Origin of the sequence: Streptomyces sp. AHU1 (assembly GCF_045343905.1) — a bacterium.
GTDB classification, from domain to species: Bacteria; Actinomycetota; Actinomycetes; order Streptomycetales; family Streptomycetaceae; genus Streptomyces; species Streptomyces triticiradicis.
Genome location: NZ_CP174283.1, coordinates 1,354,822 through 1,375,167, shown reverse-complemented (window position 1 = coordinate 1,375,167; position 20,346 = coordinate 1,354,822). Strand labels below are relative to the sequence as shown.

Genomic DNA, 20,346 nt, shown 5'->3' with positions numbered 1-20,346 from the left:
AAGAGCGGGCGGTGCTCGGCCTCCTCCGTCCCGGCCCCGCCTCAGTAGGGGGAGGCCGGGTCGCGCGGGGTGAGGGCGACCGCCCGGCGCAGGGCGGACCGCCAGGCGAAGGCCACGGCCAGTTCGACCAGGCCGATCAGCACCATCCACAGACCGAGCAGCCGGGTCAGGGCACGGGCCGACTCGGTCGGCAGCGCCAGGACGACGATGCCCGCGATGACACCGATCGCCGCCCCGCACAGGACGAAGCCGCGGTGCGGCAGGTCCCTGGAGGCGAGGGCGGTGTACGCGGTCAGCACGCCGGACACGAGCCAGACGATGCCGAGGATCAGGGAGAGCGCGGCGATGGTCTGCATCGGGTTGCGCAGACACAGGACACCGGCCAGTACGTAGAGCACCGCGATCAGCAGCGTCGCGAACCGGTTGCCCTGCTCCCGGTGGCCGAAGACCGACACGAACCGGAAGAGGCCGATCACCAGCAGGTAGAGGCCGAGGAGGACCGCGAGGACGTGCAGGGTCTCGTCCGGCCAGACCAGGATCAGGATGCCGGGGATCAGCGTCGCCACGGCCGAGCCGAGGAGCCAGGTCCAGGAGGCGCCGACGCGGTCCAGCAGCACCGCGGGGTCACCCGGTGGCGCGTAGGCCCGGCCCCCGGGCCCGGGTTCGGGGCCGGTGTGCGGTGCCGAACCATGCGATTCCGTCATGGTTCCTCCTCACGCGGTCGAGCGGACCGGTCGGGACCGCCGGCGGGACGGTGGGTGGATTCCCGGCATCCACGGTCCCGTGCGCCGGGTTCCGGCGGCTCACCCCCGGCGGGTGATCCTCGCCGGACCCCGGATCCTCGCCGTCACCCGGGCAGTTGGCGCATCTCCACGACCCGCAGTCCGAGCGATCGGCAGCGGGCCAGCAGCCCGTACAGGTGCGCCTCGTCGACGACCGGGCCGAACAGGATGGTCTGGCCCGAGATCAGCACGTGGTCCATCTCCGGGAACGCCTCGGAAAGCGTCTCCGACAGATGTCCCTCGACACGGATCTCGTACTGCATGCGGGGCTCCCCCCGGCGGGCGGCCTGGGGCGGGCGGACGGCACCCTTCCCCCACGATCATCCGGCACCCCGCCCCGCGCGCCCTCACCCGCAAGAGGTGAACCTGGGGCCGAGGAACCTGAGGGCCGGGGAGGCTGAGGGGTCCGAGGGGCCGGGGAGCCGTCCCACGCGGTCACGCCTGTTCGAGGGGGACGCCCGGGGTGCCCGTCCCCGGGTCCTTCCCGCGGCCCGTCCGCCCGGTCGGCAGGTGGGTCGTGACCAGCAGACTGGCGAGCGTGATGCCGCCGGCCGCGAGGATCGCCGCCTTCAGGCCGTTCAGCTGCGCCGTCGCGTAGGAGTCCGTGACGGCGTCGACCTCGGCCGGCGGCAGCCCGGCCCGTTCGGCCGCCGAACGCACCTGGTCGGTGGGGACGAAGCTGATGCCCGCCTCCAGCGCGATGCTCGTCTGCTGCCGCGCCTCCTGCGACACGTCCGGGTTCTTCGCCACCTGGGTGGTGAAGGCGTGCGCCAGCGCGCCGACGAGGATCGACCCGATCAGCGCGGTGCCGAGCGCGGAGCCCAGGTTCTGGGCGGTGAACTGGAGCCCGCCGACCTCGCTGCGCTCCTCCTCGCCGGCACTGGACTGCACCACGTTGCCCAGCTGTGAGGCGAGCAGCCCCATGCCGACGCCCAGCAGGGCCATGGCCCCGGCGAACTGGGCGTCGTCGATGACCGGCTGGATGGTCGCCAGCAGCCAGGTGATGGCTCCGAGCAGCGTCAGCAGGGCCAGTCGGACGACACGGCGCGGCCCCATCACCCGCCCCAGCCTGGACGCCAGCACGGAGGCCAGCAGCATCGTGACGGACACCGGGAGCAGCCGCAGTCCGGTCTCGAACGCGTCGAACCCCTGCACCACCTGGAGATAGAGCGGGATGGCGAAGAACAGCCCCAGCAGGATGAGGTTCTGGCTGACCAGGGTCAGCAGGCCCGAGCGCAGGGGCAGCCGGTGCAGCAGCGACAGGTGGATCAGCGGGTCGGTGCCGTGCGCCTCCCTGCGGCGCTCCCACTTGGCGAACGCGGCGAGCACGACCACCCCGGCCGCGACCACGAACAGGGTCGGGGCGAAGCCGAGGACCGTGAAGGGAGGGTTCTGGGGCTGCACCCATCCCCAGGTGCCGCTCTGGAGGACGCCCAGCACGCCCAGGCCCAGACCGGCCGCCGACAGGAAGGCGCCCACGCCGTCCAGCCGGGGACGGGTCCCGGACTCGGGAGATTCGGGGATCGCCCGGCGGAAGAGGAGCATCGCGACGACGACCACGACCTCGCCCGCGAAGACCAGCCGCCAGGTGAGGTACGTCGTCACCCAGCCGCCCAGCAGCGGTCCGACCGCGATGCCCGCACCCGCGAGCCCGCCGATGACTCCGTAGGCGACGGCCCGGTCCCGTCCGGTGTACGACTCCGCGACCAGGGCCGCCATGGCCGGCAGCACCAGCGCGGCACCGAGCCCCTCGACCACCGACCAGCCGAGGGCGAGCATCCACAGCGTGGGCGCCACCGCGGTCAGGGCCGACCCGACGCCGTAGACGACGAGTCCGACGAGGAACAGCCGGCGGCGGCCGAGGATGTCGCCGAGCCGCCCGCCGGTGGCCATGAACGCCGCCATGACCAGCGCGTAGAGCGTGATGACGGCCTGGATGGCGGTCACCTCGGTGTCGAAGTCCTCCACCAGCTGGCTGATGGACACGTTCATGACGGAGGTGTCCAGGACCATCAGGAACTGGGCCGTCCCGAGCACGGCCAGAGCGCGCCACTGTCTCACCGGTGACCACCTCGTCGATTCGGCCCGCAAGGTCGCCGTGCCGGACGGGGCGTCCGGCACGGTTCCGCTCCCATGACACAGGAAGCGCCGGGCCCGCGCCTCACCCGTCGCGGGGGACCGGAGTCCGCCTTGCGACATCCGGGACAGCGGGTGACGATCAGTGTGCGGGGGTTGCACCGGGGAGGGAACCGTGGACCCGGATCACATCGGATCGGACGCGTCGCCGCTGCCGAGAGAACGCGGAGGCAGGACCCCATGGCAGGGCTGCTGACCCCAGGTGGCGACCCCCTGCTCGCCGTCCGGTTCACCGTTCCGGACCTGACCGAGACCTTCGTCCGCAGGCCGCGGCTGGTCGCGCGCCTCGACGAGGGCGTCCAGGGCCCCCTGACCCTGGTCAACGGGCCCGCGGGCGCGGGGAAGACGCTCCTGGTCGCCCACTGGATCTCCACGACGGACCGTCCGGACGACGTGGCCTGGCTGACCGTGGAGCACGAGGACACCGGTCCCGGCATCTTCTGGACGTACGTCCTGGAGTCCCTGCGGCGGCACGGAGCGGCCGTTCCGGACGACATCGGCAGCCCGTCCAGCCCCGGCGACGTGGACCACTCCCTGCTGACCCGGCTGGCCGCCTGGCTGAGCGAGCGCGCGGAACCCGTGATCCTCGTCCTCGACGAGTTCGACCGGGTGGGAGCCTCCGCGGAGGTCGCCGACGAGCTCCAGTTCGTCCTGCGCCACGCGGGCGGCGGACTGCGCCTGGTCGTCGTCAGCCGTACGGAACCGCAGCTGCCGCTGCACCGCTATCGCGCCGCCGGGATGGTCGCCGAGGTCCGGGGCGCCGACCTGGCGTTCGTCCCCGGTGAGACGGCCGCCCTGCTGAGCCGTCACGACATCCGGCTGTCGGACGACGGCGCGCGGTCGCTGACGGAGTGGACCGGGGGCTGGGCGGCCGGACTGCGCCTGTGCATCCTCGCGGCCCAGCACGTCGACGATCCCGACACCTTCATCAAGAACTTCGAGGCCGGTCGGAGCACCCTCGCGGACTTCCTGCTGGCCGAGGTCCTGGAGGCGCAGTCGCAGGAGACACAGGACCTGCTCCTGCGTTCGAGCATCCTCGACCAGATCCACCCCGACCTGGCCAACGCCCTGACGGGCCGGGACGACGCGGACCCCATCCTGGCGGGGCTCCAGCACGCCAACGCCTTCGTCGAGGCCATCGGCCATTCGTGGTACCGGCTGCACCCCCTGTTCGCGGAGATCCTGCGGGTCCACCTGCGGGTCAGGCTGCCGGGCCTGGAGCCGGAGCTGCACCGGCGGGCCGCCCGCTGGCTGAGCGCGGCGGGACTGCTGGCGGAGGCCCTGCCGCACGCGGCGGGGGCGGGTGAGTGGGAGCTCGCGGCGGACCGGTTCGTCGACGAGCTGGCCATCGGCGAGCTGCTGACGGGACTCGACGCCGAGCGCCTCGACGGACTCTTCGCCGCCATGCCCCCGGACGCGGCCGGACCGGCCGCGTGTCTGGTGCGCGCCGCCCGCGAGCTCGTCCGCCACGACGTCGACCGGGGCCTGGAGTATCTGCGCCGGGCCGGGGAGAACCTGGCCGGCGACGAAGCCGGCACCGCGGCCCTGCGGCTGAGCCACGCGCTGCTGCGGGTGTTCGCCGCCCGGCTGACCGGCTCGGCGGACCTGGCACAGGCGGCGGCCGAGGAGATGACGGCGGCGCGGCTGTCCCTTCCGGCCGAGCGGCTGGAACGGCACCCGGAACTGCCGGCCCTGATGCTCACCGGCCTGGGATCGGCGCAGCTGTGGGCGGGACGGTTCGACGAGGCCCGGACCTCGCTGTCCGCCGCCGCGCGGGTCGACGACGGGCCGTCCACCGCGCACCCCCGGCACGAGTCCCTCGGCCGGCTGGCGCTGATCGACCTCCTGTGCGGCCGGCCGGGCCGCGCGGAGTCGCACGCGCAGGCGGCGGTCGCCGCGGCGGAGCGCTCCGGCCTGCCGCCCCCCGCCCGGACGGGGGTCGCCCAGCTCGTCCTGGCGGCGGTCGCCGTCGACCGTGACGATCTGGCCGCGGCGCAGACCCAGCTGGACCAGGCGACCGCCTCCAGTGCGGCCGCGCACGATCCCGTGGCGACGGCGGGCCTGGTGCTGCTGCGCTCCCGCCTGCTGCTGGCCAAGGGACATCCGAAGGAGGCGCTGCGCGTCCTGCAGGAACTGAGGAGCCCGCCGCACGGGGCCGAGCCCTCGCCGTGGGTCGGTGAGCGGGTCGCGCTCGCCGTGTCCGGCGCGTACCTGGCCCTGGGCGAACCGCTCGCCGCGGTCGAGGTCCTCGCGGAGGAAGGGGCGACCGGGCCCGAGGCCACGGCGGCCGCCGCCCGCGCCCGGCTCGCCGCCGGTGACCGGGAGGCGGCACGCGCCCTGCTCGACGGACTCTCCACCGAGCCGGACGAGGGTCCCGGCATCGTCGTCCGGGTGCTGCTCGCGCGGGCGCAGACCGCGGACGCGCTGGGCGACGACGCCACCGCCCGGCGGCTGGTGGCGCGGGCCCTGCGGACGGCCAGGCCGGAACGCCTGCGGCGGCCGTTCATCGAGGTGGGGGCCTGGCTGCGGACCTTCGTGCGGCACCGGCCCGTGCTGGCCCAGGGGCACGAGTGGCTTCCCGGGATGGTCGCGGTCCGGGGCGCCGCGCCGGCTCCGCGGCCGGGCGAGGAACCGGTGATCATGCCGGTGCTCGAACCGCTCAGCGAGCGCGAGCAGGAGGTGCTGGAGCGGCTGGCGCAGATGATGTCGAGGGACGAGATCGCCGCCGACCTGCATCTGTCGGTCAACACGGTCAAGACCCACCTCAAGAGCGTCTACCGCAAACTCGCCGCCACCCGCCGGGGCGAGGCCGTACGAAGGGCCCGCGATCTGCACCTCCTGTGAGCCGCGGGCCCGGCGCGCCGGGAGCCGGCCGTCGCGGGCCGGCTCCGTCGACGTCCGGCCGGGGCCGGACAGGTCCTAGTGCCGCGACAGGCAACGTTCGTTCGCCCCGTCGCGACGCCCGGCACGCACTCTCGCCGCACCGGCCGAAAGCCCAAGTACATCCAGTACGAGGACTTCCGGCCGGCACGCCGAGAGCACGCACCGGACGCCGCTCCTTCACGGGCAAACATTGCCTGCCACGGCACTAGACGCCGTCCTGGTCCGGCTTCGCCACGCAGAGCGCCCAGATGACGAATCCGTACAGGGCTATCAGCGTCAGCGACCAGACGGGGTAGTACGGGATGTCGAGGAAGTTGGCGATGATCAGCAGCGCGGCGATGCCGATGCCGATCACCCGGGCCCAGGTGGCCGCCGTGAACAGGCCGAGGCTCACGACCACGGCGAGTGCGCCGAGCGCCAGGTGGATCCAGCCCCAGCTCGTCAGGTCGAACTTGAAGACGTAGTTCTGCGTGGTGACGAACACGTCGTCCTCGGCGATGGCCATGACGCCCCGCAGGATGTCCAGGACGCCGGAGACGAACAGCATCACCGAGGCGAAGATCATCAGGCCGCCGGCGGCCGTCATCGTGGCCTTGGAGCGGGTGTGGTGCTGGGTGGTTGCCATGGCGAGACCTCCGTTGCACGGGCTGCGACCGCAGCCACTCACCACCGAGCGTGCGGCAGCGGGCCGCCCGCGGCCTCACCCGCCAGGGGTGACGATGAACGGACGTCCGTCGGAGAGCCTGGAACGGGCCGGGCAGGGCGCGGGGGCGAGGAGGGGCCGGCGCGGGCGGTGCGTGCCGCCGCCCGCGCCGGAGAACCGCCGGAACCCTCAGTTTCCGAGCAGCGCCCTCAGCTCGGGCTGGAGCAGCTCCCCGTGGGCCCGTACGAGGTCGTCGCACAGGTCCCAGATGCGCTCGACGGGGAGGGCGGCGGCCGTCGCGGGGTCGGCCATCGCGGCGTGCCGGATGTGCCGCGGTTCGTGATCGGTGGCGGCGCGGACCACCAGGTCGGTGACGGAGACGTACGCGCTGTTCAGCGCCGCGCACTGCGGGGGCAGCGCGCCGACCCGGGTCGGCCGCACCCCCGACGCGTCCGTCAGGCACGGGACCTCCACGACGCAGTCCGCCGGGAGGTTGTCGATCAGACCGCGGTTGGGCACGTTGCCGTAGACCGTGCGGGGGGTGCCGGTCAGGGTGCTGTGGATGATCTGCGGGGCGTACTCCAGAGTGCCCTCGACGGGGAGCGGCACCCCGGAGGCGAGGGCGTCGCGGGTGCGCCGGTAGCTCTCGGCGTTCTCCTCGACGATCTCCAGATAGGCGCCCACCGGGAGCCTCAGCCGTTCGATCTCGCTGTCGTGGTGGAGGTACCACGGCACGTACTCCGAGGAGTGCTCGCTCGTCTCGGTGGGGTAGTGGCCCAGGCGGCGGTACATGTCCACGCGGACCCGGCGCAGCAGCTCCGGATCCTTGGCGATGGCCTCGTCCAGGAGGGGGTAGAGGTCCTGGCCCGCCCGCTCGAAACGCAGCACCCACGCCTGGTGGTTGACCCCGGCGGCCACATGGGTGACCTCCTCGAAGGGGACCCCGACGAGCTGGGCGAGGTCGTGCATCGTCCAGTGCACCGAGTGGCACAGGCCGGTGACCCGCAGCTCCGGGGCGATGCGGCTCAGATAGAGGACGTTCATCGCCATGGGGTTGGTGTAGTTCAACAGCAGGGCGTCCGGGCAGAGTTCGGCCATGTCGGAGGCGAGCGCGCGGAGCACCGGGAAGGTGCGCAGGGCGCGGAAGATCCCGCCGATGCCGAGGGTGTCGCCGATGGTCTGGCGCAGTCCGTAGCGGGCGGGGACGGCGAAGTCGGTGCGGGTGGCCCCGTCCATGCCGACCTGGATGATGTTGATGACGAAGTCGGCGTCCTCCAGGGCCGCCCGCCGGTCGGGATGCGCGGTGATCACGGGCTCGGCGCCGCGTACGCCGGCGATGTACCGGGCGGCGCCCTCGGCGGTGTCGAGCCGCTCCGGGTCGATGTCGTGCAGCGCGATCCGCGCGTGCACGAGTTCGGGGAACGTGAACAGGTCGGCCAGCAGTCCCTGGGTGAACACCACGCTCCCGGCTCCGATGAAGGCGATCTTCGGGGCGGTGACGTCGTTCATGAACGGCTCCTGGTGTCGCGGGTGCGGGATGTCCGTGGTGCGGCCGGGTCCTCGGCGGTGTCCGGGGCGTTCGTGCCCGGCGGGACGCCCGCGTCCTGCCCGGGGCCGGCGTGGGCCGCGGCGAGGGCCTCGTCCCAGGTGGCCTGGGCCGCCGTACCGCCGTGGGCCCGGGTCGAGAGCGAACCGCAGGCCGCCGCCACCGTGAGCGCGGAGCGCAGGCCGAGGCCGCGCAGGGTCGCGGCGACGAACCCGGCGTCGAAGCTGTCGCCCGCGCCGACGGTGTCCACGGGGTCGACGGCCACGGCCGGGGCGCGTGTCAGCCGGATTCCGGTGTGGGCGAGGGCCCCGTTCGGGCCGTCCTTGACCACGATCGTCGGCCCCCGCCCGGCCAGGACGGCGGCGGCCCCGACGAGGTCGTCCCGCCCGGACAGCGCCGCCGCCTCGGCAGCGTTGGGCAGCAGGAAGTCGGTGAACCTCATGACCGGGTCGAGGAGTCCGGGGTCCCAGCGCCCGGCCGGGTCGTCATTGGTGTCGAGCGAGGTCGTCGCGCCGTTCTGCCGCGCCAGGACGAACACCGCGGCCAGGGCGCGCGCCAGACGGGGCATCAGGAAGAACGAGGCCGCGTGCACGTGCCGACAGGCCCGTACCAGGTCCCGGGGCACGTCCTCGGGGCCGGTGGCGGTGAGGCAGCCCTGGGCCGTGAGGACGGCCCGGTCCCCGTCCCCGGCCATGACGACCGTCGTGAGCGGGGTGGGCCGGACCGGGTCGGTGACCAGGGAGCCGACGTCGACACCGCGGGCGGCGAGCTCCTCGCGCACGAAGGCGCCCGCGGGATCGTCACCCACCCGGCCCGCGAAGGCGACCCGCAGCCCGAGCCGCGCGGCCCCGCACGCCATGATCGCCGCGGAGCCGCCGAGCACCAGTCCGGCGTGCTCGACGAGCTGTTCGCGCTGCCCGAACTCCAGCGGGCCGCGCAGCGGGCCGACGACGACGTCCGGATTGGCGTCGCCGACGACCAGGAGGTCGAAGGATGTCATCGTGTCCTAGCCCTTCAGGCCGCTCGAGGTGAGCGACTGGACGAAGGTCTTCTGCGCGAGCAGGAACGCGACCAGCACGGGCAGGACGGTGATCACGTTGCCCGCCATCACCGCCGACCAGCGCGTGTGGTGCTGTCCCTGGAACGTCGTCAGACCGAGTTGCAGCGTGTACCGGGTGTCGTGGTTGATCGCGATGAGCGGCCAGGACAGGTCGTTCCAGGTGCTCAGGAACGTCAGCACCGCGACCGTGGCCAGCGCGGGCCGGGCCAGCGGCAGCACGATCGAGAACAGCACCCGCAGCCGCGAACACCCGTCGATCCAGGCCGCCTCCTCCATCTCCCGGGGCAGGCCGAGGAAGAACTGCCGGAACAGGAAGACCGCGAACGGGGTGACGAGCGACGGCACGATCAGCGCGCCGAGCGTGTCGATGAGACCCAGCTCCTTCATCACCAGGAAGGTCGGGATCATCGTGAGCTGGAAGGGGATCACCATCGTCGCGAGCATCAGGGTGAGCAGGACCCGCGATCCGGCGAACCTCATGCGCGCGAAGGCGTACCCGCCGAGCGCGCCGAGGAGCAGGTTCGACAGGACGGCCGCGACCGCGACGGCCAGCGAATTGGCGAACCAGCGGGGGAACATCGCGTTCCCGAGCACGTACCGGTAGCCGCTCAGGTCGATCCCCTTCGGCCACAGCGCGGGCGGGAACCGGTTGATCTCCGCGTCGGACATCACCGAGCTGAGCACCAGCCACACCAGCGGCAGCGCGAAGCACAGCGTCAGCGGCGCCAGCAGCAGGTGCCAGCCGCTCGGCCGGCGGGAGGTTCCGGGTGAACTCATCGGACCGCTCCTTCGGTACGTTCCTGCCGGCGCCGTACGAGCCGCAGCGCCCCGCCCGCCACCAGCAGGGCGACCGCGAGGACGTACGCCGCCGCGGCCCCGTAGCCCGCCGTGAACATCTGGAACGCCTGCTGCCAGACGAAGTAGACGACCACGCCGGTCGAGCCGAGGGGGCCGCCCTTGGTCGTCACGTAGATCAGGTCGAAGACCTGGAGCGCCGTGATCAGCTGCCACAGCAGCAGGAACACGGTGACCGGGGTGAGGGTCGGCAGGACGATGCGGCGCAGCACCCGCGCGCGGCCCGCCCCGTCGATCCGCGCGGCCTCGACGAGTTCGGGCGGGACGTCCTGCAGCGCGGCCAGGTAGACGACGACGCAGAAGCCGACGCCGCTCCACAGCGAGATCAGCACCAGCAGGTAGATCGCCTGGTCGGGGTCGGTGAGAAAGCCCTGCGGGGAGAGCCCGACCTGGTGCAGCAGGGAGTTCGCGACGCCGAACTCGGGGTCGAGGATGAACGAGAACAGCACGCCCTGCGCGGTCGCCGAGACCACGAACGGGACGAAGACGAGCGTGCGGTAGAGGCCGATGAACCGGATGCGGCGGTTCAGCGCCAGGGCGAGCGCCAGCCCGCCGACCAGGCTGAGCGGCACGTACAGGGCGCTGTACAGCAGCGTATTGCCCACGGCGGTACGGAAGTTGGGGTCCTGTGCCAGTGCCCGGTAGTTGTCGAGGCCGACCCAGCGTCCCGGGGTGACCAGGTCGTCGGCGCGGAAGGAGAGCAGCAGCGACCAGACGACGGGCACGATGCTCAGACCGAGGATCACGACGACCGCCGGGCTGATGAAGGCCCAGGCGGTGGCGCTCTCACGACGGCCGCGGCGGCGGGCGGCGCGGCGCCCGGCGGCCGGCGTCACCGCGGGGCCCGGTACGACGGTGAGGGCGCGGGGAAGGGTGGACATGACGGCCTCCTTCAGCTGGACGTCAGCTGGGAACGTCTGAAGTCGGGGTCACCGGGGACGAGCCGGGGTCACCGGGGGATGAGCAGGGCCGCGTCGGCCGTGCCGGCGCACCGGCGGACGGCGTGGGCGGGGGAGTCCTTGCCGAGCAGGACCGAGACGATCGCCTCGCCGAGGGCCTGCGAGATCTGCGGATAGGCCGCGTGCACGGGCCGGACCCGGGCGGAGGCCAGCGTGCCGGTGAACACGTCGAGTCCGGTGGTCGTCGCGGAGTGCTCGCGCCACTCCGGACGGCGGGCGGTGGCCGAGCCGAGCGGGAGACTGCCCGCCGAGATGTCCCAGCGCGCGTCCTGGGCCGGCCGGTTCATCCAGCGGACGAACTCGACGGCCGCCCGGGAACGGGCGCTGCCGTTGTCGAACACGGTCCAGGTGTCCGGCCCGGATATGGTCATCGGCCTGCCGCTGTACGTCGGGAGCGGGACGACGCCGTAGTCGACCTTGGCGGTGACGACGTCCGGAAGCTGCCAGGGGCCGGTCGCCACCATCGCCATCCGGCCGCCCAGGAAGACCTGGTACATCTGCTCGCTGCCGGGCTTCGGGTCGACGTACACGCTCTTGTCGCGGGCCAGCCGGGCGAGGGTGGCGAGGGCCCGGGTGCCCTGCTCGGCGAAGCCGATCCGCTTGCCGTCGGCGGCGATCACCTCGCCGCCGAGGTCCCAGATCATCGGCCACAGCCGCCAGACGGTGTCCTCGTCGCCGGTGCCCGGCCAGCCCGTGCCGAACGTCCCGCGTCCGGGGTCGGTGAGCCTGCGCGCGGTGTCGGTGAACTCGTCCCAGCTCCAGCCCGCCTCCGGGAAGGGGACCCCGGCCCGCCGGAACAGCTTCTTGTTGTAGACGACGGCCAGCGAGTCGAGCACCGCCGGGGCGGCGCGCACCCTGCCGTTGACGGTGACCGCGTCCCGTACCGGCTCCCAGAAGGAGTTCCACGGCGGGCTGCCCCCGCGCAGCGCGGACGTGAGGTCGACGACCCGGGGGCTGCGGGCGACGCTCGCCAGGTCCGAGCCGAAGACGTAGGCGATGTCGGGGTACGAGCCGGCGGCGAGCGCGGCCGTCACCTTCTGGAGCATGGCGTCGGCCACCACTCCGCCGCCCGAACTGTCCACGCGGATGCGCGGATGCGTGCGGTTGAACTCGGCCACCAGGGCCTCCAGGGCCTTCCTGGCCGTGTCGCTCTGGCCGTGCCACAGCTCGACGGTCACCCTGCCGTCGGCGCCGACGCCGTCCGAGGGGGCGCCGCAGCCGGCCAGTGCCCCGGCGGCCGCGGTGCCCAGGAGCAGCCGGCGCCGCGCGATCGCGCGTGTCATCCGGGCCTCCCTCAGCGGGTCCTGCGGACGTAGTCCGCGCTGCCGGGCGTCGAGACGTTCACGTCCCGGCGCACGATGCTCAGCCGGTCGCCGAAGGCCGAACGGGCCTTGCGCAGACCGCTGTCGGTGTACTCGATCACCACCACCCGGTCGTGGAAGGCCTTCGCGTACGTGCCGCACTCGTCGTACTCGCCGCACTCCTCCGCCACCGCGAAGTCGAGCCCGGTCCGTGCCCGCAGTCCCGCGAGCTCGGCGGTGTTCTTCTGGCCGATCGCCAGATGCCGGGCGTGCGCGTGCCGGGAGAGCAGGGTGATGAAGGCGGTGGCGTCGTCCGCGGTCAGCAGCTTCTCGGAGCGGGTGTAGCTGTCGTAGTTGTCGGGCTCGACGGCGTCGAACCCCTTGTCGGCGCAGTCGTCGATCCACCGCTCGACCCGCTCGGCCACCCTCCGCCGCTTGTCCGGCGTCCGGATGTCGAGGAGCGCCTCGTTCCAGTCCTCGTCGACGACGACCTCGCCGTCCGCGTCCCGCAGCAGCAGGTCGGCGGGCCACTGCCCGCGTTCCTCGGGCTGGGCCTGGAAGGCGTTGACGTAGCAGATGTTGTACAGGCCCCGGGCCGGGGCGGAGGAGCGGTCGCGGCTGACGACGCGGACGTCGGCGGCCGGGGGGTAGGCGCCGCCGATCTGGTAGTCGAACCCCGCGTGGAGCGGGGGGAGTTCGACGGCGGTGGCGGTCCGGACGGGGCTTGCCGCCGGGCCCGGCGAGGCGCTCGTGTCCCGGCCCGCGCCGCAGCCCGCGAGGGTCAGGAGAGCGGCCAGGGACGTGGCCGTGCCCAGGACTCCGCTGCGGAGAACACGTTTGACGGGGGGCATGTCCGCTCCATCAAATCGCGAGTACGTCCCCGCCTCGGACGCTTCGAGCGGTCCTGGCGACTTTGGCCGGACTTGAACCTGGTCCGTTACCGGCTGGGCGCACCTCTGCGTGCCGGGTCGCACCGCGGCACGCAGAGGATCAAATCGTGCATGCCCGACTTCGTCAAGTGCCTGCCCGGGCGGAGGGCGCCACCGGGAGTCCGGACCCCGCCCTCAGGGATGCGGGTGGTGCGGAGGGTGCGGAGGGGGCGGGAGCGTCGTGACGTCCGGCGCCGGTTCGGGCCACACGAGCAGAACCGGGCAGGGGGCGTGGTCGACGACGAAGCGTCCGGCCGGCCCCAGGCTGTGCGGGCCGAGCCGGCTGCGGTCGCCGTCGCGGGCCAGTACGAGCAGACCGGCGCCCTCGGCCGCGGCGACCACCTCCCGCTCCACCCGGCCGGTGCGCTCCAGGGGGGTCGCCGGGACCCCGAGCCGCCGGGCCGCCGCGTCGAGGAGCTCGACGGCGGAGACCGTGCCGAGGGTCTCCAGGAGGTCTCCGGGATCGGGCTCGGAGCGTCCGCGTCCGAGGAGCCCCGCGAAGGCGCCGTGCGCGAGACCGGGCACGGCGGGGTCCGTGACGTGCAGCAGCACCACGTCCGTCGCGCCGGGAGCGTGCGTCCGCACGGCGTCCACGCACGCGGGCCAGGTTCCCTCGACCAGCCAGACGACCACCCGCATGCCCATCAGCCTCCGATGACGTGGAGCGAGACCCACAGCGCCAGCACGGCGGGCACCAGTGCCGCGGGCACGGCGATCAGGCCCAGCCGGGTGAACTCCTTCAGGTCGACGCCGTGTTCGTGCTGATGCACGATACGTCGCCACAGCAGCGTCGCGAGGGAACCGGCGTAGGTCAGATTGGGTCCGATGTTGACGCCGAGCAGGACGGCCAGCACCGCCCCCGCGCCCGAGTCGGCGGCCAGCGGCAGCAGGACGAGGACCGCGGGCAGGTTGTTGATCAGGTTGGCCAGGACGGCGGCGAGCGCGGCGACGCCGAGCAGCGCCGGCAGCGAGGCGCCGTCCGGAAGGAGGTCGTCGAGGGCGCCGGCCAGACCGTTGTCGACCACCGCGCGGACGACGATGCCGAGCGCGAGGACGAAGGCGAGGAAGGACGGCGCGGCGGCGCGCGCCACGGCGAGCGGGGTGGTGCGGCGGCGGACGAGGGCCCGGCCGGCCAGGACGAGCGCGCCCGCGGCGGCGGACCAGGCCGGGTCGATGCCGACGGCCGAGGCGAGGACGAAACCGGCCAGGGTGCAGCCCACGGTGACGAGGGCGAACAACGGCACCTCCGGCGCGTCCTCCGTGCGCGGGGAGGACGCGCCGGCCGCGAGGTCACGGACGAAGAAGCGCCGGAAGACCAGGTACTCGGCGCCGATCGCGGCCAGCCAGGGCAGCACCATCAGCGCGGCGAACCGGGTGAAGCTCAGGCCGCTGGCGGTGAACGCGAGCAGGTTGGTGAGGTTGGAGACCGGCAGGAGCAGCGAGGCGGTGTTCGACAGGTGGGTGCACGCGTACACGTGCGGCTTCGGGCGGGCCCCCATGCGCGCGGCCGTCGCGAACACCACCGGGGTGAGCAGCACGATGGTGGCGTCCAGGCTGAGGACCGCCGTGATCGCCGAGGCGAGCACGAACACCGCGGTCAGCAGCCGGCCCGGCTGCCCGGCGGCCCAGCGGGCCATCCAGGCGCCGCACGCCTGGAAGAGCCCCTCGTCGTCGCAGTACTTGGCCAGGACGAGGACGGCCGCCAGGAAGCCGATCACCGGACCCAGGTGGGCCGCCTCCGCCCGGGCGTGGTCCCAGGAGATGGCCCCGGTGGCGAGGACCAGCCCCGCGGCGGGCACGGCCACGACCGCCTCCGGCCAGCCGAACGGCCGTACCACCGCGCAGACGAGGACCGCCGCGAGCAGGACGACGGACAGCGCCTCGGCGAGCGGGCTGCCGAGAGCCGCGGCCAGTGGCCCGGCGAGAGCGGTGCCGGCCGTGCCGGGGATGCCTTGGACGAGCGGGCTGTTCAGGATGGTGTCCTCCGGACGGTGATGACGGCACCCTCCATCACATCAGACGCGGCCCCGCCGACCTGCGAACACCCTCCCGTCACACCACCGCGCCGCCCCGGACCCGTCCCGCCCCCGAGGGGCCGTCACTCCTCGCCGAGGAGGGGCAGTTCCGCCCAGATGGTCTTGCCCTCCGGGGTGTGCCGGCTGCCCCAGCGCTGGGTGAGCTGGGCGACGAGGAGCAGCCCGCGCCCGCCCTCGTCGAAGGTCTTCGCCCGGCGCAGGTGCGGCGCGGTGTGACTGCTGTCCGAGACCTCGCAGATCAGCGTCTCGGAGTCGTGGATGAGCCGCAGCCGGATGGGTGGTTCGCCGTAGCGGATGGCGTTGGTGACCAGTTCGCTCACCACCAGCTCGGCCGTGAACGTGGCCGCGGTCAGTCCCCAGACCTCCAGCTGCCCGGAGACCTGCTTGCGGATCGGCGCGACGAGGGCGGGGTCGGCGGGGATGTCCCAGGTCGCCACGTCGGACGCGGCGAGGCCCCGGGTACGGGCGAGCAGCAGCGCCACGTCGTCCGGCGCGCCGCCCGCGGGAAGCAGCGCCCGCAGGATCGCGTGGACCGCCCCCTCCAGGTGCTGTGACGATTCCTCCAGGGCCCGGCAGAACAGCCGCAGACCGGTGTCGACGTCCCGTTCGCGGCTCTCGAGCAGGCCGTCGGTGTACAGGGCGAGCACCGTGCCCTCGGGCAGGTCGAGCTCGACCGACTCGAAGGGCAGCCCGCCCACGCCGAGCGCCGGACCGGACGGCATGTCGATCCGCCGGGGCGGTCCGTCCGGCGGCAGGACGACGGGCGGCGGATGGCCGGCGCCGGCGAGCGTGCAGCGCCGGGAGACCGGGTCGTACACCGCGTAGACGCAGGTGGCGCCCACCTCCGCGGCGGTCCCCTCGGCCCCGGCCTCGGTGGACAGCCGTACGACGAGGTCGTCGAGGTGGGTGAGCAGCTCGTCCGGTGCCAGGTCGATGTCGGCGAGCGTACGGACGGCGGTGCGCAGCCGGCCCATCGTCGCCGAGGCCTGGACGCCGTTGCCGATGACGTCGCCGACGACCATGGCGACCCGCATCCCGGACAGCGGGATCACGTCGAACCAGTCGCCGCCGACCCCGGCGCGCGCCGCGGGCAGATAACGCGACGCCGCCTCCAGGGCCGCCGTCCGGGGAAGGGACCGGGGGAGCAGGCTGCGCTGCAGGGCCAGCGCGGTCTGCCGCTCGCGGGAGAAACGGCGGGCGTTGTCGATGCAGACGGCGGCCCTGGCCGTGACCTCCTCGGCCAGCAGCACGTCGTCGGCGGTGAAGGGGTCGGGCCGCCGGAACCGGCTGAGGACGACGACCCCGAGGATCCGGCCGCGGGCCCGGACGGGCACCGACATGGTGGCGTGGACGCCGTACTCCCGGACGTGTCCGCCGTGCGGTCCGTCCCAGCTCAGCCATTCCTCCAGCGTTCCGTCCCCGTTCGGCGCGACGAGGGGCCGGTCGGCGATCAGCGAGTCGGCCTGCGGCGAGGACGCGGGATAGACGTCGGCGTCGCCGGGCCGGATCACCGCTTCCGGGTCGCCCGCGTTCACCGACCTGTGGGCGGCGCGGCGCAGCGTGACCGGGGCGGCCGGTGGCCCGACGCGGTACTCGCCCCCGTTCTCCGGGGGGTCCAGCAGATCGACGCTGACGAAGTCGGCGAGGGCGGGGACGCAGACGTCGGCCAGCTCCTGGGCCGTCAGGGTGACGTCGAGGGTGGTGCCGATGCGCACGCTCGCCTCGTTGACCAGCTGGAGCCGCTCGCGGGCCCGGTACTGCTCGGTGAAGTCGTGCGCGGCCACGCACACGCCGATCACCCGCCCGTGGGTGTCGGTGAGCGGGGCGATCCGCGCGAGCCAGTGGTGCGCCCGGTCCTCGCCGCCCGCACGCGCGTACGTCTCCACGTCACGTCCGCGGCCGGAGGCGAGGACCTCGGCCATCGCGCGCTCCAGCCGCTCGCCGGCCCCCCGGGAGCTGATCTCGGACACCCTGAGGCCCCGGACGCGGTCCTCCGGGAGGCCGATCACCTCGGACATCGCGTCGTTGAGGCCGTGCAGCCGCAGCCGCTCGTCGTAGACGGCCATGGCGCAGGGCGCCTGGGCGAGGACCGCGCGCACCAGCGGGTCCTGCGGGGGGCGGGGCTCCCGGCCCTCCAGCGGGGTGAGCACGAGCCAGCCGCCGTCCCTCTCCAGGCGGTGGGCGAGCAGCCACACGGACAGCACCCGGCCGTCGCGGTGGCGCAGTGCGAGCACTCCGCTGCGGCGGTCGTCGCCCGCCCCGGGGAGCGCGCCGGTGTCCGGGGAGGCCAGGAGATCCGCCGCCGGGCGGCCCTCGACCTCCTCGGACGGGTAGCCGAGGAGTCGGCGGGCGCCCTCGTTCCAGTGGATCAGGGTGCCGTTCCCGTCGATGACCGCCTGTGCGGTGGCGGCCTCGTCGAGAGGGTGGAGCGGGCTCATCGTCGCCACTTTCCCTCGTGCGCACACTCACAGTGAACAGGCGCGTCGTCCGGGTTCCAGCCTAGTGGCTGGGTGTCCCGCACACCCCCGAACCCGCCACGGCCGGACCCGTGAGCTCCGTGCGTCCCGCGTCAGGGTCCGCGCGAGCACGGGCAGTTGCCAGGCGACGGCCCGGGGAGCGGGAGCCCGCGGCTCGTGGCGGGCGGGTGCGGCTCGATCGGCGGGCGGCGGTGCCGAGAGCCCGGGGCGTCCCGGGCGCGGGTCCCCGCGCCGGACGTCGGAGCCTTCCCGGGGCCGCCGACCGAGGGCGGGAGGAACGGGGTCGGCGGCCGGGTTCGCGCGGGAGAGCCCGCCGTCCCGCGCGGGGCCTTCGAGAAGGGCCGGTCCCAGTGGACTACGGAGGCCGGTGGGCGGGGAGCGTGCGCGAGAACCCGGTGTGTGCGCACGATTCACACGGGGCGCACGGAATATCGAAAGCCGGGTGCGGCCCCGCGGGAGCGCCGATCGCTTTTGACATTCTTTCAATAAGGCTGATCTCGCCCATGCGCCTTGTTGGTCACGAGTGTGTTGTGCGAGGGTGAGCCTCCCGCGCTTGGTCAAGGGCCGGGTCTGAATCGCTGTTCGCCATTCCCGGCTGTCGACGAGCTCAAGAGGCTCCCTGAGCGACGGTCGCCGCACGGCCTTCGTCCCCGGCCGTTCTCCCGGCGCTCCGTCAAAAGGTCCACACCAATCGGGAATCCTTTTCGACGGGCAAGCACGTCCTGTGTGCCACCTTGCACCTCGGAAGGAACCCGCTCCCGTGCGCACCCCCCACCCGCCGCTGCCCGACCGTCCGCCCGGCGGATATTTCGGCGAGCCCGACGAGGATCTCGCCGCTCTGCTGAGAGGCGGGGCGGGCGCCGACACGTCCCGTCCCGTCGCCCTGCTGACAGCCCGGCACTGGCGCCCGGCGTACGACTACGCGGTGATCTGTCTCGCCACCTCGTCACAGGTCGCCTCCATGGTCACCGAGGCTTCCTTCCACCACGTCCTCGACGGCCTCGCCGCGGGCGAGCCCGCCCTCGCGCTGCGGCCCCTGCTCCTCGTGACCGTACGGGACACGGTCCGGAGCTGGGCGGCGGACGACCGGATGTGCGAAGCCCTGCCGGCCCTGCGGAAACCCGCGGGGGGCCGCGGTATGCGCGCGGCGAAGTCCATGACGGCCGAAAACCGCCAGCTCGCCGAACACGCTTTCCTCGCCCTTCCGGGCGCCGCCCGATGCCTGTTGTGGCACACCGAGGTGGAGGCCGAGTCGCTGTCCGTGCCGGCCGGCCTTCTGGGCATGGAGGCCGACGTCGCGACGGCCGCCTGGGAACAGGCCCGTGAGCAATTCCGCAAGGGCTGCCTGCGCGCCCATCTGGAATTCGCCCCGACCAGGGAATGCGGTTTCCACAACCGGCTCCTCGACGTGCCGATCCGGCGCGGCGGCCCCTTGCTGCCGGATGTCCAGCAGCATCTGTCGGAGTGCTCCTACTGCCGCAACGCGGCGGCACAACTCAGCCATTTCGAGGGCGGGCTGGGGGTCCTGATCGCGGAGTCCGTGCTCGGCTGGGGCGCCCGTCGCTACTTCGACTCCCGCCGGGCACGCGGACGGCAGTTGCTGCGGTCCCGTGCCGGCTCGCCGTTCGGCGGCAGGCGGCAGCGGGGCGGTGAGCGCCCCGGAAAGAGCGGGCGCCTTCTCGGCGAGGGACGTCCGGCGGGCCGTGAGCGCCCCGGGAAGGGCGGACGCCCCGGGGGCGACGCGCGCCCGGAGAACGGTGAGACCCCGGCGGTCCGCGGGGGATCCGGCACGGACGGACGCCCCGGCGGCGAGGAGCGCTCCGGGAGCGGGACGAGCCCGGCGGCCGGCGGGCGGTCCGGTACGGGCGGGCGCCGTCGTGCGCAGCCCTTGTTCTCGTCGACCGGACGCCGGGCCGCCAGGCCGGCGGAGGGATCCCAGCAGGCGCTGGTCACCGGGGCCGGTCTGTCGGCCGCCCTGCTGGCCACGGTCCTCGCGGTCAGCCTGTGGCCGAACGAGGAGGGCGGCACCGACACCGCCGCCTCCATCGGCGCGAGCAGCAGCCGGACCCTGTCGCCCGCCCAGGATCCCCAGGACCCGCCCGTGACGTCTACGCCGTCCGCCGCGGCCGGAGCCTCCGTCAGGGGCGAGCGCACCCGGCTGCGCAACGTGGACTCCGGCCTGTGCCTCGACGTCCGGGACGCCAGGGCCGTGGAAGGCGCCGAGGCCACGCAGGAGGCGTGCTCGTCCGCCCCGACCCAGCAATGGGTCCACGAGCGGAACGGGCTGCTGCGCAGTGCCGCCGACGGACGGCTGTGCCTCGACGCGCGGTCGGACGACGGGGTCCTGCTCCTCGGCCCCTGCGCCGACGAGGGCGACGAGCGGCGCGAGGACCAGCGCTACACCCTCACGGCGGAGGGCGAGATCCTGTCCCGCGGCCGCGGCGGACTGGCCGTCGCGCCGGCGTCCACACACCCCGACGCGGACATCGTGGTCAAGGTCCGCGACTACTCCGGCATACAGCGCTGGCGGTCCGGGGGCTAGGCCCTGTCGTCAAATTCCCGTCGTCCGCCCGAAGGGCGGGCCCTGCGGCGTCAGGTGCGTGCTCTCGGCGTGCCGGGCGCAGGCCCTCGTACTGGATGTACTTGGGTCTTCGCCCGGTGCGTCGAGTGGGGGTACCCCCTGCTCGAAGAGCTCGGGGGAGCGTGCATGGCGTCGCGGGGCAGACGGGAATTTGACGA

15 protein-coding genes are annotated in these 20,346 nt (G+C 73.6%); 2 read left to right on the top strand and 13 right to left on the bottom strand.

What is annotated here, in order from left to right; genetic code table 11:
* Nucleotides 1-41: 41 nt before the first annotated feature.
* From ACICHK_RS06305 to ACICHK_RS06295, 3 genes are all read right to left on the bottom strand, one after another.
* Nucleotides 42-704, bottom strand: a complete 663-nt coding sequence (locus ACICHK_RS06305) for an HdeD family acid-resistance protein (RefSeq protein ID WP_406836107.1) — start codon at nt 702-704, stop codon at nt 42-44.
* A gap of 143 nt (nt 705-847) precedes the next feature.
* Nucleotides 848-1,045 carry a hypothetical protein gene (locus ACICHK_RS06300; protein WP_151467062.1) on the bottom strand — a complete coding sequence of 66 codons (198 nt, stop codon included), beginning with the start codon at nt 1,043-1,045 and terminating at the stop codon, nt 848-850.
* A 172-nt stretch (nt 1,046-1,217) separates the two neighbouring features.
* Entirely contained in the window at nt 1,218-2,843 is a 1,626-nt protein-coding gene (locus tag ACICHK_RS06295) for an MFS transporter (protein WP_406836106.1), read from the bottom strand.
* Nucleotides 2,844-3,098: 255 nt separating this feature from the next.
* Here ACICHK_RS06295 and ACICHK_RS06290 point away from each other — a divergent pair, with 255 nt between their 5' ends.
* The gene (locus ACICHK_RS06290) at nt 3,099-5,762 is read left to right on the top strand and encodes a LuxR C-terminal-related transcriptional regulator (protein WP_406836104.1); all 2,664 of its coding nucleotides are present in this window, start codon (nt 3,099-3,101) and stop codon (nt 5,760-5,762) included.
* A gap of 244 nt (nt 5,763-6,006) precedes the next feature.
* Here ACICHK_RS06290 and ACICHK_RS06285 read toward each other — a convergent pair whose 3' ends face one another.
* From ACICHK_RS06285 to ACICHK_RS06240, 10 genes are all read right to left on the bottom strand, one after another.
* Nucleotides 6,007-6,426: a hypothetical protein gene (locus ACICHK_RS06285; RefSeq protein ID WP_151467065.1), complete on the bottom strand. Its 420-nt coding sequence runs from the start codon at nt 6,424-6,426 to the stop codon at nt 6,007-6,009.
* 207 nt (nt 6,427-6,633) lie between these two features.
* Nucleotides 6,634-7,953 carry an alpha-glucosidase/alpha-galactosidase gene (locus ACICHK_RS06280; protein WP_406836103.1) on the bottom strand — a complete coding sequence of 440 codons (1,320 nt, stop codon included), beginning with the start codon at nt 7,951-7,953 and terminating at the stop codon, nt 6,634-6,636.
* Nucleotides 7,950-8,990 (bottom strand): carbohydrate kinase family protein, encoded by a 1,041-nt coding sequence (locus tag ACICHK_RS06275; protein WP_406836102.1) that lies wholly within the window; start codon nt 8,988-8,990, stop codon nt 7,950-7,952. The genes ACICHK_RS06280 and ACICHK_RS06275 overlap by 4 nt, the downstream gene beginning before the upstream one ends.
* A gap of 6 nt (nt 8,991-8,996) precedes the next feature.
* Nucleotides 8,997-9,827, bottom strand: a complete 831-nt coding sequence (locus ACICHK_RS06270) for a carbohydrate ABC transporter permease (protein WP_406836101.1) — start codon at nt 9,825-9,827, stop codon at nt 8,997-8,999.
* On the bottom strand, nt 9,824-10,786 hold the full coding sequence (locus tag ACICHK_RS06265; protein WP_406836100.1) for a carbohydrate ABC transporter permease: 963 nt from the start codon (nt 10,784-10,786) through the stop codon (nt 9,824-9,826). The genes ACICHK_RS06270 and ACICHK_RS06265 overlap by 4 nt, the downstream gene beginning before the upstream one ends.
* A 68-nt stretch (nt 10,787-10,854) precedes the next feature.
* Nucleotides 10,855-12,147, bottom strand: a complete 1,293-nt coding sequence (locus ACICHK_RS06260; RefSeq protein ID WP_406836099.1) for an ABC transporter substrate-binding protein — start codon at nt 12,145-12,147, stop codon at nt 10,855-10,857.
* Nucleotides 12,148-12,158: 11 nt separating this feature from the next.
* Entirely contained in the window at nt 12,159-13,016 is an 858-nt protein-coding gene (locus tag ACICHK_RS06255) for an endo alpha-1,4 polygalactosaminidase (RefSeq protein ID WP_406836097.1), read from the bottom strand.
* A gap of 213 nt (nt 13,017-13,229) precedes the next feature.
* Nucleotides 13,230-13,733, bottom strand: coding sequence for a universal stress protein (locus ACICHK_RS06250; RefSeq protein WP_406836096.1), 504 nt, complete (start codon nt 13,731-13,733; stop codon nt 13,230-13,232).
* Between the two features lie 5 nt (nt 13,734-13,738).
* Nucleotides 13,739-15,043, bottom strand: a complete 1,305-nt coding sequence (locus tag ACICHK_RS06245) for an arsenic transporter (RefSeq protein ID WP_404818426.1) — start codon at nt 15,041-15,043, stop codon at nt 13,739-13,741.
* Between the two features lie 149 nt (nt 15,044-15,192).
* Complete coding sequence (locus ACICHK_RS06240; RefSeq protein WP_406836095.1) at nt 15,193-17,568, bottom strand: SpoIIE family protein phosphatase; 2,376 nt, start codon at nt 17,566-17,568, stop codon at nt 15,193-15,195.
* 799 nt (nt 17,569-18,367) lie between these two features.
* On the opposite strand from ACICHK_RS06240, the gene ACICHK_RS06235 reads away from it, so the two are divergent.
* A complete protein-coding gene (locus tag ACICHK_RS06235) occupies nt 18,368-20,149 on the top strand; it encodes an RICIN domain-containing protein (protein ID WP_406836094.1) in 1,782 nt (593 codons plus the stop codon).
* Nucleotides 20,150-20,346: the final 197 nt, after the last annotated feature.